This is a genomic window from Streptomyces pyxinicus (assembly GCF_024753135.1).
GTDB classification, from domain to species: Bacteria; Actinomycetota; Actinomycetes; order Streptomycetales; family Streptomycetaceae; genus Streptomyces; species Streptomyces pyxinicus.
Map to the genome: position 1 here is coordinate 33,255 of NZ_JANUGP010000012.1, position 15,853 is coordinate 49,107.

At 74.8% G+C, this 15,853-nt stretch carries 9 protein-coding genes; 4 read left to right on the forward strand and 5 right to left on the reverse strand.

Features of this window, described 5'->3' with window-relative positions; translation table 11 throughout:
• Positions 1 to 84 precede the first annotated feature (84 nt).
• From NX794_RS17775 to NX794_RS17795, 5 genes are all read right to left on the reverse strand, one after another.
• Positions 85 to 855, reverse strand: a complete 771-nt coding sequence (locus tag NX794_RS17775; RefSeq protein ID WP_258779531.1) for a L,D-transpeptidase family protein — start codon at positions 853 to 855, stop codon at positions 85 to 87.
• A gap of 66 nt (positions 856 to 921) precedes the next feature.
• Positions 922 to 2,163 carry an LmeA family phospholipid-binding protein gene (locus NX794_RS17780; RefSeq protein ID WP_258779532.1) on the reverse strand — a complete coding sequence of 414 codons (1,242 nt, stop codon included), beginning with the start codon at positions 2,161 to 2,163 and terminating at the stop codon, positions 922 to 924.
• An 88-nt stretch (positions 2,164 to 2,251) separates the two neighbouring features.
• A complete protein-coding gene (locus NX794_RS17785; protein WP_258779533.1) occupies positions 2,252 to 2,917 on the reverse strand; it encodes a PepSY domain-containing protein in 666 nt (221 codons plus the stop codon).
• A 74-nt stretch (positions 2,918 to 2,991) separates the two neighbouring features.
• Positions 2,992 to 3,954: an alpha/beta fold hydrolase gene (locus NX794_RS17790; protein ID WP_258779534.1), complete on the reverse strand. Its 963-nt coding sequence runs from the start codon at positions 3,952 to 3,954 to the stop codon at positions 2,992 to 2,994.
• A gap of 340 nt (positions 3,955 to 4,294) precedes the next feature.
• The gene (locus tag NX794_RS17795) at positions 4,295 to 4,891 is read right to left on the reverse strand and encodes a hypothetical protein (RefSeq protein WP_258779535.1); all 597 of its coding nucleotides are present in this window, start codon (positions 4,889 to 4,891) and stop codon (positions 4,295 to 4,297) included.
• A 193-nt stretch (positions 4,892 to 5,084) separates the two neighbouring features.
• Here NX794_RS17795 and NX794_RS17800 point away from each other — a divergent pair, with 193 nt between their 5' ends.
• The 4 genes from NX794_RS17800 to NX794_RS17815 all read left to right on the forward strand — a co-directional run bounded on the left by NX794_RS17800 (position 5,085) and on the right by NX794_RS17815 (position 15,528).
• Complete coding sequence (locus NX794_RS17800) at positions 5,085 to 7,421, forward strand: MMPL family transporter (RefSeq protein WP_258779536.1); 2,337 nt, start codon at positions 5,085 to 5,087, stop codon at positions 7,419 to 7,421.
• 148 nt (positions 7,422 to 7,569) lie between these two features.
• The gene (locus tag NX794_RS17805; RefSeq protein ID WP_258779537.1) at positions 7,570 to 13,680 is read left to right on the forward strand and encodes a type I polyketide synthase; all 6,111 of its coding nucleotides are present in this window, start codon (positions 7,570 to 7,572) and stop codon (positions 13,678 to 13,680) included.
• Positions 13,673 to 13,927 carry a hypothetical protein gene (locus NX794_RS17810; protein WP_258779538.1) on the forward strand — a complete coding sequence of 85 codons (255 nt, stop codon included), beginning with the start codon at positions 13,673 to 13,675 and terminating at the stop codon, positions 13,925 to 13,927. The genes NX794_RS17805 and NX794_RS17810 overlap by 8 nt, the downstream gene beginning before the upstream one ends.
• Positions 13,924 to 15,528, forward strand: a complete 1,605-nt coding sequence (locus tag NX794_RS17815) for a PfaD family polyunsaturated fatty acid/polyketide biosynthesis protein (protein WP_258779539.1) — start codon at positions 13,924 to 13,926, stop codon at positions 15,526 to 15,528. The genes NX794_RS17810 and NX794_RS17815 overlap by 4 nt, the downstream gene beginning before the upstream one ends.
• Positions 15,529 to 15,853 lie beyond the last annotated feature (325 nt).

The window sequence follows — 15,853 nt, forward strand, 5'->3', positions numbered from 1 at the left end:
TGCCGGGGGCCCGTGAAGGGTGCCGGCGATCACCCCGACCGGGCGGCGCTCGGACACCGGTTCCCGGCCGCCGGAAACCGGTCGTCAGGACGCCAGCCGGTCCCGGTCCCCCATCACCACGACGGGACGCCGGGTCGGATCCAGGGTGCGCAGGAGAGTCTTCATGCCCGCCTCCGGCAGGCTCACGCACGCCGACGTGCCGTCACCGTGGTCCAGGTGCAGCCAGATGCCGCCGCCCCGCTCCACCCCGTCGGGGCGGCTCCAGTCGAAGGGCGGGACGCCTCTGAGCCGGTTGTAGTCGATGGCGATGACGTAGTCGAAGTCGTGCGTGTGGGTCTCGCCCGGGTTGAGCATCGTCACGAAGGCGTTGTCGTCCTGCCAGTACCGCAGCCGGCTGCCGGGGTCGGCGAGCGAGCCGCCGGCGTCGGTGAGGGTGAACACGCCGACGGGGCTCTGCTCGTCGTCCATGCGGTGGTCCGTCGTCCAGCCGAGCCGGCCGTTGTGCGCGGGCCAGCTCGCCGTCCGCTCCCAGGACGGGCCCCGCCTCTCGTAGAGCACGGCGGTGCTCTCGGGCGAGTCGGGGCTCTCGCCGTAGACGACCACCGCCTGTCCGCTGTCCGCCGGGACCTGACTCCACATCCGGTCCCCGACACCGGGGAGCCGGGCGCCCACCACCCGGCCGGGCGACGCGGACGCCGCACCGGGCGCGCCTCCGGGGGCCTGGCGACCTGCCGCCCCGTCACATGCCGTACCGGTCACCGCCAGCACACCGCAGACGGCGGCCACGCCCACGCCCCGACGTACCCCCGCGCACACCCGTCGTCCGGTGTGCCGGGTCTCCTTGAGTATCTGCATGACCGCGATCCTGCGGCGGCACCGGGAGGGGCCGCATCCGGACGCGGCATACGGCCCAACCCGGTGTCAGTGGCCCAGCAGCAGGCCCGATCCGCGTACGTCGGCGTGGATGCCGTCCCGGCCCACCGTCACGTCCTCCAGCCGCAGGGCGCCGGTCGGCGGCTTCGGGAGCTCGAAGGAGAAGGCGAAGCGCTCGGCGACCTGCGGGCGGGTCAGCTTCGTCAGCGCGGTCAGGAGGGACAGGTCCAGGCCCAGCCGCTTGAGCAGGGCGGGGTGGGCGAGCGCGACGTCGACCAGGTTCACCCGGGTCAGGTCGTGCAGGAAGCGCGGCGCCCCGGTCAGCCGGTGCAGCGCGTCCTCGTCGCGCAGGGCCGCGCGGACCGTGCCGTCCGGCACGCCCAGCCGCCGCACGACCTGCGGGACGCCCAGCAGGGCCCGGATACGGCTCGCCTCCCGGCTGACCCGGCGGGCCGAGGCGGGGGTCAGGTGCAGGCCCTCGCTCGGCCGGGTGCCGGGGCGGTACGTGGCGAGGTCGCCGATGTCCAGGCGGATGCCGCCGACCGAGGTGGCGATGCCGCGGTCTCCGTCGCGCCGGATGCGGGCGTCGGCCCGGACCCGGACGTCCCGTCCCGCGACGCGCAGATCGCCGTGCGCCCGGATGCCGCTCGGCCCGTGAGGGGTGAACGTCACCTGGGAGGCGCCGAGTTCGCGGTTCATGTCGGCGAAGGACAGCAGGACCCGGCCGTGCACCTGCCGGACCAGGGCGCCGCGGATCGCGGTCGGCCCGTCCCCGTCGACGCGGATGTCGCGGGCGGTGGCGGAGACCCGGGTGAGGGTGACCCGGCGGGCCGGGATGTCCGGCACGGTGACCTGGACCGAGTCCAGGCGCTGTGCGGCCACCTGGGTCAGGAACGGGAAGCCGCCGATCCGCACCTCGGGCGCGGCGGCCAGGTGCAGCTGGTCCTTGAGCCGCTCGGAGGCCTTGCGTTCGGCGTAGAGCAGCGCCCACCGGTCGGCGAGGGTGACCAGGCAGGCGAGGGCGAGGGTCCAGGCCAGCACCCGGACCACGACGGGCAGGCCGGTGGCCCGGTTGCGGCGGCGGCTGCCGCGCCGGTGATTGGGCGGGGCCCAGGGCTCGCCGGCGTCGTCGTCCGGTGCCACCGGGGCGGGCCGGGGGGTGAGGTCGTCCGACGGGTCGTCCGCCAGCGCGGCCAGCTCGTCGTACGGGCTGGCCCGCCGCGGGACCGGGTCCGGCCGTGGCTCGTCGGACGGGGTGAGCGGATGCGCAGGTATGTGGGGGGTACGCATCACCACATCTCACCACAGAACCTCACCCGCACCACAACCCGCGCCCGCGACCAGCCAACCACAGGCCGGTTCGCGGCGGTACGGCAGGTCAGTCGCGGTCGACGTGCTCGCGCAGGATCTTGCGGTTGGTGGCGTCGATGTCGTACGTGGTCTTGTTCCAGTCGGTGGTGGACACGACGTCGACGGACCACTTCAGGGTGCCGTTGTCGGTGTCGCCCAGTTCGACGGCGGTGACGGTGCCCTTGGTCTTGCCGGTGGCGGTCTGGGCGGCCTGCTGCGCGGTCACCTTCGCCTTGTCCAGCCGGTCGGCGAGTTCGCGGCGGTCGCCGCTGTCCTGGTCCGACTTCGTCTGCGCCGGGCCGGCCTTGCCGTTCGCCGCGTCGATGCGGACGGTGTGGGCCACGCCGTCGGTGGTGGCGACCTCCGCCTGCCAACTGGGCTGATTCGCCGGGCCCTTGAGTTCGATCGACACCGGCTTGGACTTGGGCACCGCCGCGACCGCGGTGCGCAGCGCCTCGTCGTACCCGGTCTTGGCCTTCGGGACGAGCGCCTTGCGCTCCGCCTGGTCCTCGGTGAGGGCGCTCGCGGTCGCCGACGGCGAGGGCGACATCGACGGCGCGGCCACCTGCGCCGCCTCGGCGGCACCGGTCTCGGCGGCACTGTCGTCGGTACCGGCGCCGCATCCCGTGAGCAGGGCGCCGGTCGCGGCCGCGGCGGCTATGACCGCGGCGACTTCCTTACGCTTTGTAGTCATACGGGTATTTTAGGTGACATGTCCGGACGGGGCACGGCGAGCGAGGGCGGCCGACGGACCCGCCCGCGCCGGGGTCACGCGAGGGACGTGAGGAACTCGATCAGTGCCGTGTTCACTTCCTCGGGGCGCTCCTGCTGGGTCCAGTGGCCGCAGCCCGGCAGTGCGAGCGGCCGGGATCGCAGGTTCGGCATCAGCTCGGGGAGCCGGGCGATCAGTTCGGGTGTGCCGGGGAACGCCGGGACGATGTCGCGGTCGCCGTAGACGTACAGGGCGGGCGGGGTGACGACGGCGCCCTGCCAGGCGGCGGTGAGTTCCCAGTTGCGGTCCAGGTTGCGGTACCAGTTGAGCGCCCCGGTGAATCCCCCGGCGAAGCTCTCGGTGAGCGCGTCGACGTCGTCCTCGGTGAACCAGTCCGGCATCGTGTCGGGCTCCGGCATGGCCGCCAGCCAGCCGCGCTCGGGGTCGACCAGCGGCTGCCGGCCCTCGCCCGCGCCGGGGGCGTCACCGGAGGCCCAGTACACGAACTTCCGCAGCGCGGTACGGGTGTCCCCGCCGAACTCGGCGTCGGCCACCCCGGGACGGTTGAAGTAGTTCCAGTAGAACCGGCCGCCGTACCGCTCCTCCATGGCCGCCAGCGGGGGACGCGTCCCGCGGAAGGGGGGTGGCACACTCAGCCCGGCCACGCCGCGCACCAGGTCCGGGCGGAGGAGGGCGGTGTGCCAGGCGACGGGCGCGCCCCAGTCGTGCCCGACGACGTACGCCGTCTCCTCCCCCAGCGCCCGCACCAGGCCGACGACGTCCCCGACCAGGTGCAGGATCGTGTACGCGTCGACGTCCTCCGGGTGGTCGCTGCTCCCGTAGCCGCGCTGGTCCGGGGCGACCACCCGGAACCCCGCGTCGGCCAGCGGCCCGAACTGGTGTTGCCACGAACGCCAGGACTCGGGGAAGCCGTGGAGCAGCACCACCAGGGGGCCGCTGCCCTGCTCGGCGATGTGCAGCCGAATGCCGTTCGTCTCGATCATCCGATGCTCGACCATGGGGCGAGCGTAGTAGCTGGCTCTTCTTCGGTAGCGGCAGCGGCGGGCGATCGCTTGGCGCCGTCTTGCGCCGGCGGAACCAGCGCAGTGCGCGGACGACCGCTCCGAGGTGGGGTGGGGCACGGCGCGGGAGAGTGTCCGGGGGCCGGCGGGCGGGCCGGTCGCCGTCGAAGGCTCCGATCTCCCGCGTGCGGCGGCCCAGTTGTGGAGGCCTGGACCTCCGGCGCCACCCGCGCGAACTCCGGCTCCGGCTGCGCGGCCCGCCTCTGAGCGCCAACCGTCCCCGCCGTACGCGGCCGACGGCAGGAACCGGCTCAGGACACGAACCGCCGCTGGAGTACTAGCTCACGGTGACGGTACCGCGCAGGCCCACGCTGCGCAGGCCCCGGCCGTAGCAGGAGCTGACGTTCGTGGTGGGCGCCGCCCGGCCGGTGATGTGCCGGCCGGCCATCGGGCCCGAGGTGATCCGACCGCTGAGGAAGGAGTCGAGCGGCGTGTAGCCGCTCACGCCGGCCGCCGCGGGGGTGACGGCCGAGCGTCCCACGACCCGCCCGGTGCGCCCCGCCCCCGAATACCAGGTGACGGTGGCCGAGCCGCGCACCCCGGACACCCGCGAGCAGGTGGCCCGGCCACTGCCCCGCACGGTCAGCCGACCCGAACGGATGCTCTTCCGGCGGCCGTCGGGGGACGTGCACCCGTTCAGGTTGACGGTGCCCCGTGCCGTGACGTTGCGTGGGGTGCCGGACACCGCGGGAGAGAAGGTGACCGGCGAGGCGGTGCGCAGCGAGCAGCGCAGGGTGGCCGCCGCTCGGGCCGATGGCGCGGCGTCCGGGGCGGCGGTGGCCGCCGGGCCGGTGACGACGGTCGCCAGCAGGGTGACGACGGCCGCCAGCAAGACGCGTGCCGGGCGGTATTCGGTACGGGTTCCACGATGCATCGACGTACTCCTTCGAGGCGTTGCACAGGCGGGTATGTCCGAGCTGATCCCGCTGTGTCGGAAGCTAGTGGCTTCGTTGCGCTGTCACCACGTTGGATGTGGTTTCGTCACTTGTTCGGCCCAGGAATCGTTGGTCGTCGGCAGAGCCGCGCCGATCCCCCGGCGCCGCCCCCGGCACCGAGAAGGGGCCAACATGCCACAGCGAACCCCACCGTCAGCCCGTGTCCCCTCCGGCCGTACCCCGTGGTCCGAGGCCCTTGTCCGTCGCGTCGTCGCCCGGCCCTGGCGGGTGGTGTGCGCGGCGGCCGTGACCGGACTGCTGTGTGTGCTCGCCGCCGTCGGCGGCACGGGCGCCTTCTCCAGCGGCGGCTACATCGCCTCCGGCACCGAAGCCGTCCGCGCCGAGGGCGAGTTGGCCCGCCGCTTCGACGCCCCTGTGCCCGACGTCGTCCTGTTGGCGCGCTTCCCGGGACCGGCCACCGGCCGGCCGGCCGCCGCGCTCGGGCGGGCCCTGACCCGTGAGGCGGCCGGCCGCCCCGGCGTGCGCGAGGCTCTGTCGTACTGGACGACGGGGCAGGAACGGCTGCTGTCCGGCGACCACCGCTCCGCACTGATCACCCTGGACCTGCGCGGTGACGAGAACCAGGCCGCGCGCACCGCCGCCGCACTCGTCCCGCACCTCACCCGGCACCGGCCGGGGGTCGAGGTCAGCGCCACCGGGACGGCCTGGGTCATGGCCCAGGCCACCCAGCTCAGCCGGACCGAACTCCTCCGCGCCGAACTGATCGGCGCACCTCTGACGGCCCTGGTGCTGCTGCTCGCGTTCGGCTCGGTGGCCGCGGCCCTGCTGCCGGTGCTGATCGGCGCGCTGGCGGTGGCCGGGGCCTTCGCCGTGCTGCGGGTCGTACTGCTCTTCATGCCGGTGTCGGTGTTCGCGGCCAACGTGACCACGGCGCTGGGATTCGGACTGGCCGTGGACTACGCCCTGTTCGTCGTCACCCGGTACCGCGAGGAGCGCGGCACGCACGCCGACCCCGCCGAGTGCGTCGTGCTCGCCCTGCGCACGGTGGGGCGGTGCGTGCGCTACTCGGCGGCCACCGTCGTCCTGTGCCTGAGCACGCTGCTGCTGTTCCCGGTGGGATTCCTGCGGTCGCTCACGGTGGCCGGGGTGAGCGTGGTGGTGTGCGCCGCGCTGGCCACGGTCCTCGTGCTGCCCGCCCTGCTCGTGCTCCTGGGTGACCGCCTCGTGGGCGGCGACCTGTTCGCCCGGCTGCGGCGCGGTCCGGCCGACGGCTCGGCACTCTGGTCGCGGATCGCCCGTGCCGCCACCGCACGGCCCCTGTGGGCCGCCCTGGGAGCGGTCGTCCTCCTGGCGACCCTGGCACTGCCGTTCGCGCAGGTGCGGTTCGGCGCCACCGACGAGCGGGTGCTGCCCGCCGCCACCGAGTCGCACGCCACCGCACGGCGCGTCGAGGCGGAGTTCGACCTGCCCTGGAACCGCACGCTCGCCGTCGTCCTGCCCCATGTCGACGCGCTGGAGCAGGCGGACCGGCTCGACGCGTACGCGACCCGGGTGTCCGCGCTCGGCGACGTGCGGGAGGTCGTCACCGGAACCGGCACCTATCGCGAGGGGCGCCAGGTCGCACAGGCCGGCCCCGACTCGCTGCCGTTCGTCGCCGAGGGCGCCAGTTGGCTGGCCGTCCTGCCCGCGCACGGGCCGGCACACGACCGCGCCCTCGTGGAACGTCTGCGAGCGCTGCCCGCGCCGGGCGGCGGGGCCCGTGTCGCCGGGCGGCCCGCCCGGGTCCTCGACACCCAGGACGCCGTCCTCGGCGCCCTGCCCCTCGCGGGCACCCTGATCGTGGCCGGCGTGCTGCTCCTGCTCTTCCTGTTCACCGGCTCGGTCCTCATCCCGCTCAAGACGGTGCTGACCGGCGCGGTGAGCCTGGGGGCCTCGTTCGGGGCCATGGTGTGGGTGTTCCAGGAAGGTCATCTGCGGGGTCTGCTCGGGCACTTCACCGTCACCGGGGAGCTGGAGACGTCGGTGCCGGTGCTGATGTTCGCCGTGGCGTTCGCCCTGTCGGTCGACTACGAACTCTTCCTGGTCTCCCGGGTCGAGGAGGGGTACCGGCGGCACGGCGACCACCGCGCTGCCGTGCTCGGTGCGGTTTCCTCCACCGGTCGGGTGATCACCGCGGCGGCGGCTGTGGTCGCGGTGGCACTGCTCCCGCTGGCCGGTTCCGGCATCACCCTGCTCAAGCTCATGGGGTGTGGCCTGGCGCTGGCGGTCCTGGTCGACGCGACCGTGGTGCGCGGCGTCCTGGTCCCGGCCCTGCTGGTCCTCACCGGAACGGCCAACTGGTGGGCACCGCGCGGACTGGCACGGCTGCGCGGGCGGCTGGGCCTGGACACCTGGCACCGAGCCGTGGCCGCTCAGTCCCCAGGACCGGCACTGCCGGTACCGCACGCGTCGGCGCCCGAACGGGCGGACACCGCCGGGCAGACCTCCTCCGCTCCGCCGACCAGGTGATTTACGCCCGCACTCGCCGCCGCCGCGCGTACCCGGGACGCGAAGCCGTCGTTTAAGGCAGCGTCCCGGCTCGGCGGCCTCGTGCTGCGCCGCCTTCCCGCCCGGTCGCGTCCCCGCACCCCATGCCGTGAAGCGAGGTACACCGGTCATGATCGAACCCGACCGCCGTATGGCACATGACCCGCTGGCCGTCATCGGCCTGGGCGGCATGTTCCCCGAAGCGGACGACCTGCGGGGCTTCTGGCGCGCGGTGGTGGCCGGCCGTGACTGCACCGGCGAGGTACCCGCCGCCTGGTGGGACGTCGAGGAACACTACGACCCGGACATGTTCGCCCCCGACAAGGTCTACGCCCGGCGCGGCGGCTTCCTCGCCCCCCAGCGGTTCGACCCCCTCGCCTTCGGGATGCCGCCGCGCAGCGTGGACTCCGTAGGGCTGGTGCAACTGCTCAGCCTGCGCGTCGCGCAGGCCGCGCTGCGCGACGCCGCCCACGGACGCGACCGGTGGCACGATCCCGCCCGCACCGGGGTCGTCCTGGGCGTGTGCGGCGTCAACTCCACTCTCATCCCGCTCGCCGCCCGGCTGTGGGCGGGGCACGTGCGCGACATCGCACTGCGCCGCGGCCTGTCGCCGGCTGACACCGACGCGCTCGTCGGCGACTTCCTGGGGTCCCTGCCCGAGTGGACCGAGGACTCCTTCCCCGGCACCCTCGGCAACATCGTCTCCGGCCGCATCGCCAACCGCTTCGACCTGGGCGCGGTCAACCACACCGTGGACGCCGCCTGCGCCTCCTCCCTGGCCGCCGTCCGCGCCGCCGCCGACGAACTCCTCTCCCGCCGCGCCGATGTGATGATCACCGGCGGCGCCGACGCCGACAACGGCCTGCTGACCTTCATGTGCTTCAGCAAGACCCCGGCGCTGTCCCCGAGCAGCCGGGTGCGCCCCTTCGACGCCGACAGCGACGGCACCCTCCTCGGCGAAGGCCTGGGCATGCTGGTCCTGAAGCGGCTCGCCGACGCCGAACGCGACGGTGACCGCGTCTATGCCGTCCTGCGCGGCCTGGGCAGTTCCAGCGACGGACGCGCCAAAAGCATCTACGCCCCTTGCGGCCAGGGCCAGTTGCGAGCCCTGCGCGCCGCCTACGACGACGCCGGCTGCCCCCCGCACAGCGTCGGCCTCATCGAGGCCCACGGCACCGGCACTCCCGCCGGGGACAGCGTGGAGATCGAGGCGCTCGACTCCCTCGTGTCGTCCGGCGCGCGCCCCGCCAGCGTCGCGGTCGGCAGCGTCAAGTCCCAGGTCGGGCACACCAAAGCGGCGGCGGGCGCGGCCGGTCTCATCAAGGCGGTACTCGCCCTGCACCACAAGGTGCTGCCGCCCACCATCGGCGTCACGGCCCCCGCCCCTGCCCTGACCCGCGCGGGCACCCCCCTCTACCTCAGCACCCGCACCCGGCCCTGGATCCGCGACCCCGAACGGCCCGTCCGCCGGGCCGGTGTCTCCGCGTTCGGCTTCGGCGGCGTCAACTACCACGCCGTACTGGAGGAACACCTGCCCGACGGTGCCCCGCCGGTTCCCCGGGCCGCCCACGAGCTGCCGGCCGCCCACCTGTGGCACGCCGCCACCCCGGAACTCCTGCTCGCCAAGCTGACGTCCGGCGCACCGGCGGACCCGGCACCCGCACCCGCCGGGCACGCCCGGATCGGCTTCGTCTGCCCCCCGGGCGACCGCTACGGCGACCTGCTCGACTCGGCCGTACGGCACCTGCGCGCCGAACCCGGACAGGAGGAGTGGGAGCACCCCGACGGAATCCACTACCGGCGCCACGCGCTCGCCGGCGAGGTCCGCGCCGCCGCCCTGTTCGCCGGGCAGGGCAGCCAGTACGTCGGCATGGGCGCCGCCGCGGCCCTCGCCGTGCCCGCGGTGCGCCGTGCCTTCGACGACGCCAACGCCCTCTGTGACGGTGGCGACACCCTCGCGGACGCCGTCTTCCCGCCGCCCAAGGCCGAACGCGAGCGGGCCGCCGAGGACCGCCTGCGTCGCCCCGACCACGCCCAATTGGGGGTCGGGGCACTGTCCTTGGGACAGTGGGACTTCCTGTCGGAGCTGGGGTTCGCCCCGTGCGCCGTCCTCGGCCACAGCTACGGCGAGGTCACAGCCCTGCACGCCGCGGGCGTGCTCGACCGCGCCGGATTCCTCACCCTCACCCGCGCGCGCGGCACCGCCCTGGCCGCGACCGCGGCCGAGGGCGGCGACGCCGGTGCCATGGCCGCCGTCCACGCCGGCCCGCAGCGGGTACGGGACCTGCTCGACAGCCATCCCGAGGTGCGGATGGCCAACGCCAACGCGCCCGACGAGCAGGTGGTGGCCGGACCGGCGCCCGCCGTCGAGGCGTTCCTGGACGTCTGCCGTACGGCCGGCGTCGCGGCGCTGCGCCTGCCGGTGGCCGCCGCCTTCCACACCCCGCTCGTCGCCCACGCCCGGGCGCCCTTCGCCGCCGCCTGCGCCACGACTCCGTTCGCCGCTCCCGCCATTGCCGTCCACGCCGGTGCCGAGGGGGCGCGCTACGGCAGGGGGGCCGACGCCGACCGCGCGACCCTGGTGGACCAGCTCACCGCACCCGTCGACTTCGCGGGCCGCCTGCGGGAGCTGCACGACGACGGCGTCACCGTGTTCGTGGAGTTCGGGCCCCGGAACATCCTCGCCGGACTGGTCAGGCGTACGCTCGCCGGGCGGCCCGTGCGAGTCGTCTCCTGCGACACGGCCGACCGCGCCGGCGACTCGGCGGCGGCCCTGAAGTCGGCGGCCCTGCGCCTGGCCGTGCTCGGCCTGCCCCTGACCGGCATCAACCGCTACGACGCGCCGCCGCCCCCGGCTCCTGACCCCGTGTCCACGGTGACCCGCACCCTGCACGGCCCCAACTTCGCCTTCCAGGACCGCCAGGAAGCCGCCCGCGCGGCACTGCCCTCCCCGGCACCCCCGGCCTCGGGCCCCGCTCCGGCTCCGGCGGCGGTGTCAGCCAGGCCGTCCCCACGGCAGCCGGCACCCGGCGTCCACGCCACGCTCGCGGAGGCGGCAGCGGCGCATCTCGACGCCCATGTCCGGTACCTCGACAGCCAGTTGCACACCGCCCAGGAGCTGACCCGGCTGCTGGACACCGCAACCCACGGGGGCGGCGACGCCGCGCCGCTCTTCGAGGCCGTCCAGGCCCTCACCCAGCACGGCCTGGCCATGGGCGAGGCCCACACCCGGGCGGGCGAGGTGGTCACCACCCTGCTCACGCCGACCGCCGCCGGCACCGCGGCCCCGCACGTCAGCCCGGCCGAACCGGAAACCGCAGCGGAAGCCGGGTACGAGCACTTCTCCGACAGGGCATCGGAGCATCCCCACGCCGCCGTCCCGGCGGGCCGCAAACCGGCCGACGGCGACCGCGGCGACTCCGGCGACCGCTGGGGGGCCGTACGCTCCCTGCGCGACGGCACCGGAGCGGAGAATCCCTCGGCCGCTCACACGCCCACCGGCCTGGAGGACCTGGCCCCGGCCGAGGTCGAACGAGCCTTCCTGGAGATCATCGCCGAACGCACCGGCTACGACGCACACCAGCTCGAACCCGACCTGTACATCCAGGAAGACCTCGGCATCGACTCACTCAAGCAGGTCGAGATCGCCTCCGCGATCTGGCAGCGCTACCCCGTCATCAGCCGAGAGCAACTGTTCGAGTTCAGCTCGGCGCGCACGGTCGGCGAAATGAGCCAGAAGTTCCGTTCGATCCTGGCCGACAAGGGGACCAGCGCCATCACCTGGGGCGTCGGGCCGGAGGACAGCGGCCCGCCCCCCGTCGCACGCACCTACGTCACCCTGCGCCGGCTGCCCGCGCCCGACACCTGCGACACCCTCTTCCCCGCCGACCGCCGGGCCCTGCTCGTCGACGACGGCGGGTCCCTCGCGGCAACGCTCGGCGACGCGCTGCGCACCTCCGGCTGGCAGGTACGCCACCTCGGCCTGCCCGGCACCGCGCCCCGGGACGGCCGACACGTGCTGGCCGACTGGAGCGAAGCGGCCCTCACCGCCGGGCTGGGCGCCGTCACCGCCCCGGACGGCCCGCCGCACCTGGTCCTCCAGCCGGTCGACCGAGACGCGGACGCCGACCCGGACATCCTCGTGGCGCGGCTCCAGCACAGTGTCCTGCTCGCCAAGCACACCTGCCCGGGCCTGGAGGAGAGCGCCCGCACCGGAAGCCGGGCCGCGTTCCTCACCGTCACCCGGCTCGACGGCGCCCTGGGACACCGCGGTTCCGGAGGCGACCCGATCGCCGCGCTCGCCGGCGGACTGGCCGGACTGGTCAAGACCGTGGCGCTGGAGGCGCCCACGCTGTTCTGCCGCGCCCTCGACCTCGACCCCGCCCTCAGCGGCCCGGAGGCCGCCGGCACCTTCCTCGCGGAGCTGGCCGACACCGCGACCGACGTACGGGAGGCCGGCCACGACCGGTCCGGCCGCCGTACCACGGCACTCGCCGCCGAACCGGACGCGAGCGTCCTGCCGCAGGACCCCGCCACCCCCGGTCTGAGCGAGGACGATGTCCTGCTCGTGTCCGGCGGCGCCTCCGGCATCACCGCCTGGTGCGTCCGAGCCCTCGCCCGGGCCCACCGCTGCGGATTCGTCCTCCTGGGCCGCACTCCCCTGCCGTCCGCGTGGCAGGGGACTCCGCACGGTCCGGACGCGCGCGCGACGGAGATCACCCAGCTCCTCGCCGAGCTGCGCGCCGACGGCGTCACCGTCGACTACGTCAGCGCCGACCTCCTGGAGCCCGGCGCCGCCGCGAAGGCTCTCGCCCCACACGTCCCGCGCATCACCGGCATCGTCCACGCGGCCGGTGTCCTCGGTGACAAGCCGCTGCGCGAAAAGACACCGGATGCCGTGGCACGCGTCGTGAGCACCAAACTCACCGGCCTGCACCAGCTGATGGGCTTGCTCGACCAAGACCGGCTACGCCATCTGATGGTCTTCTCCTCGATCACCGGCTACTGGGGCAACATCCGCCAGTCCGACTACGCGCTGGCCAACGAGTCCCTGGTCCGCTACGCCTGCGCGGTCAAGGCCGCCCGGCCCGCCACCCGGGTCACCTCGCTGGTCTGGGGCCCCTGGGACGGCGGGATGGCCACCCCCGTGGCCGAGCTGTTCCGCAGCCAGGGCGTACCCGTCCTCACGCGCACGGAGGGCTGCGCCCAGCTGCTGGATCTCACCCGGACGGCTTCCGCCGCGGACGCCGTCGCGGTGATCGGCCCCACCACCGCCCCGGTCCGGCGCACCGACCGTCTCCCGGACACCGTCCGCGCCACCCGTTGCCTGCGCGGCACGCGCGACGAATCCGTCCTGCGCGACCACAGCTTCAGCGGTGTCCCGCTGCTGCCCCTGACCGCCGCCGTCGGCTGGGGCCTGAACGTCCTCGAACGGGCCCTCGGCGGCCACACCCGCATCCATACCTGTCACGACTTCCGGGTGCGCCGCGGCCTCTTCTTCGACGGCAGCCAGCCCGACCTGGTCACCGCGGTCGCCGTACGGAACCAACACGGCACCGGCGCCCACCTCACCATCGAGGCCGCCGACGGGCCGCCGCGCCTCTTCTACGAGGCCGACTACACCTGGAGCACCGAACCCCCGGCACCACCGGTTCCCCTCACACTTCCCGCGAGCCGCCTCGGGGGGCCGCCCCACCCGGCCTACGAGGAGGGCTTCCTCTTCCACGGCCGCGCCCTCACCGGTCTGCGCGACGTCCTGTCCGAGACCCACGACCGGCTCGTCCTCGGCGCCCGGATGCCGGCCCCCGCCCTGTCCGCCGGTGCCTTCGCCACCCCGCTGTACGACCCCGGTCTGAGCGACCTGCTGCTCCAAGCCGCGGCACTGCTGGTGCGCTCCCACCACCAGCGGGCCTGCGCCCCGCTCAGCGTCCGCAGCGTGGAACTGTTCGCCCCGCTGCCCGACGACGCGCCCTTCCTGGTCGTCGCCGAACTGGAGGGCACCACCCCGGTGGACGCCCACTGCACCGTGACGGCCTGCGCCCCGGGCGGCGAGGTCCTCCAGCGCTGGAGCGGTGTGACCCTCGTCAACCTCACCCCGGACGAGATGCTGTCCCGCCTGCGCGCGAGCACCACGCCGGCGGCTCCGACATCGCCGTCCTCGGCCGCCCGCCCGGTACAGGCCGCCGCGCCGACGCCCCCCAGCACCGGCCCCACCACCCCGGAAGGTGCCCTCCGTGTCTGAACTGGCCTTCGACGGCACCCCGCTGCACACCCTGCTCGCCGAGGACACCGCACCGACGAGCACCGCCGCTCCCGCACCCGGCGCACCTGCCCTGATCACGGCAACCGGCACGCCCCGCGCCTCCGCCCTCCTGCTCACCGAGCAGATCCAGCGGGCCCACGCGGCCGTGCTGGCCGCCCACCACGCCATCGCCCGCCACCAGGTACGCCTGGCGGGAGAAGGCACCGGCACCGGACACGCCCGGTGACCGCGCCGCAGAGCCCGGCAGAGCTGCGGGCCGTCCTCGACGCCCTGGACCGCCCCTGCTACGTCACCGGCCCGCCGCACGACCCCCGGCTGACCCACGACCGGCCCACCGCGGCGCGCCCTTTGCTCGCCTACGCCCCACCCCTCCCCGTCGAGCGGCTCGGCGCACCCGCCTTCCGCGCCCATCACGGCGTCGCCGCCGCCTACCTGGCCGGTGCCATGGCCGTCGGTATCGCCTCCGTCGACCTGGTGTCGGCCCTGGCCCGCGCCGGGTACCTCGCCTCCTTCGGCGCCGCGGGCCTGGCACCCGACCGGCTCGACGACGCCCTGAGCGAGCTGCGCCGACTCCTCGACGGCCGGCCGTACGCCTGCAACCTCATCCACAGCCCCAGCGCACCCCAGCTGGAGCGGCACTGCGTCGATCTCCTCCTGCGCCACGGCGTGCGCTGCGTGGAGGCGTCCGCCTTCGTGCAGCTCACCCCGGACCTGCTGCGCTACCGGCTCAGCGGGCTGCGCCGGGGCCCGGACGGGTCGGTGGTCGCCGGGCACCGCCTGATCGCCAAGGTCTCCCGCCCGGAGATCGCCCGGCTCTTCCTGTGCCCCGCGCCCGCGGCGCTGGTGGCCGAACTGGTCCGGGCGGGGCACATCGGCGCCGAACAGGCCGCCCTGGCGGACCGGGTACCGGTCGCCGACGACGTCACCGTGGAGGCCGACTCCGGTGGCCACACCGACCGCAGGCCGCTGACCGTGGTCCTCCCGCTGATCGCGGCCCTGCGCGACGACCTCGCGCTACCGGACCGCCCACCGGTGCGGATCGGGGCCGCCGGCGGCATCGGCACCCCGCACGCGGTCGCCGCGGCCTTCGCCGCCGGCGCGGACTACGTGGTGACCGGCTCCGTCAACCAGGCGTGCGTCGAGGCGGGCACCTCCGCCGAGGTCAAGCGGCTGCTGGCCGAGGCCGGGCCCACCGACGTGACCATGGCCCCGGCCGCGGACCTGTTCGAACAGGGCGGTACCGTCCAGGTCCTCACCAGGGGCACGCGGTTCGCCCAGCACGCCGGCTACCTCTACCGCCTCTACCGCGACCACGACGGCCTCGACGCGCTCCCCGCCCACCAGGTGCGCCGCCTGGAGACCACCGTCCTGGGCCGGCCGCTGACCGAAGTGTGGGAAGAGACCGCCGCGTTCCTGCGGACCCGGGCCCCGCACGAACTGACCCGCGCGGACGGGGACGCGAAGCACCGGATGGCGCTGGTGTTCCGCTGGTATCTCGCCATGGCCTCACGCCGGGCCACCCGGGGAGAGACGGACCACGCCGCGCACTGGCAGATCTGGTGCGGCCCCGCCATGGGCGCCTTCAACGCGTGGACCGCCGGCACCGCGCTGGCCGAGCCGCAGCACCGCCGCGCCGCCGTCGTCGCCGCCCGTCTGCTGCACGGCGCGGCCTTCCTCACCCGCGTCCACGCCCTGCGCGCGACCGGCCTCATCCTGCCCGCCGAGGCCATCCGCTGTCACCCGCGACCGATGCCGTCACTCCCGCCCGCGCTCGTCCCGATCCCGGCACCGGCTGCCCGTGACTCACCCTTCGCGGCCGCAAGATGACGCGGGCGCCGGCACGGCGATCGTGCAGTGCCGGCGGCCGTCGTGTGCGGGGCGGCGTCGGGCTGCGTGCGGCAGCGGTCGCTCCACGGCACACGCCGTCTCCTCCCCCAGCGCCCTGTTCGGCGATGTGGAGCCGAATGCCGGTCGTCTCGATCGTCCGAAGCTCGACCATGGGGCGGGCACCGGGCCCGCCTGCCGGGCACTGCCGAGATGACCGGATCTTGCCGACGCCGACGCCGACGCCGTTGCCGACGCCGATGCCGATCCGGGACGGGGCCCGTACGCCCGGGCAGCGCACCACTGTCGCCGGGAGGTGCGCGGTGTG

Bases quoted from the DNA above. Each gene is read 5' to 3' on its own strand.
- NX794_RS17775 (WP_258779531.1), bottom strand. From the start codon at position 855: ATGCAGATACTCAAGGAGACCCGGCACACCGGACGACGGGTGTGCGCG.
- NX794_RS17780 (WP_258779532.1), bottom strand. From the start codon at position 2,163: ATGCGTACCCCCCACATACCTGCGCATCCGCTCACCCCGTCCGACGAG.
- NX794_RS17785 (WP_258779533.1), bottom strand. From the start codon at position 2,917: ATGACTACAAAGCGTAAGGAAGTCGCCGCGGTCATAGCCGCCGCGGCC.
- NX794_RS17790 (WP_258779534.1), bottom strand. From the start codon at position 3,954: ATGGTCGAGCATCGGATGATCGAGACGAACGGCATTCGGCTGCACATC.
- NX794_RS17795 (WP_258779535.1), bottom strand. From the start codon at position 4,891: ATGCATCGTGGAACCCGTACCGAATACCGCCCGGCACGCGTCTTGCTG.
- NX794_RS17800 (WP_258779536.1), top strand. From the start codon at position 5,085: ATGCCACAGCGAACCCCACCGTCAGCCCGTGTCCCCTCCGGCCGTACC.
- NX794_RS17805 (WP_258779537.1), top strand. From the start codon at position 7,570: ATGATCGAACCCGACCGCCGTATGGCACATGACCCGCTGGCCGTCATC.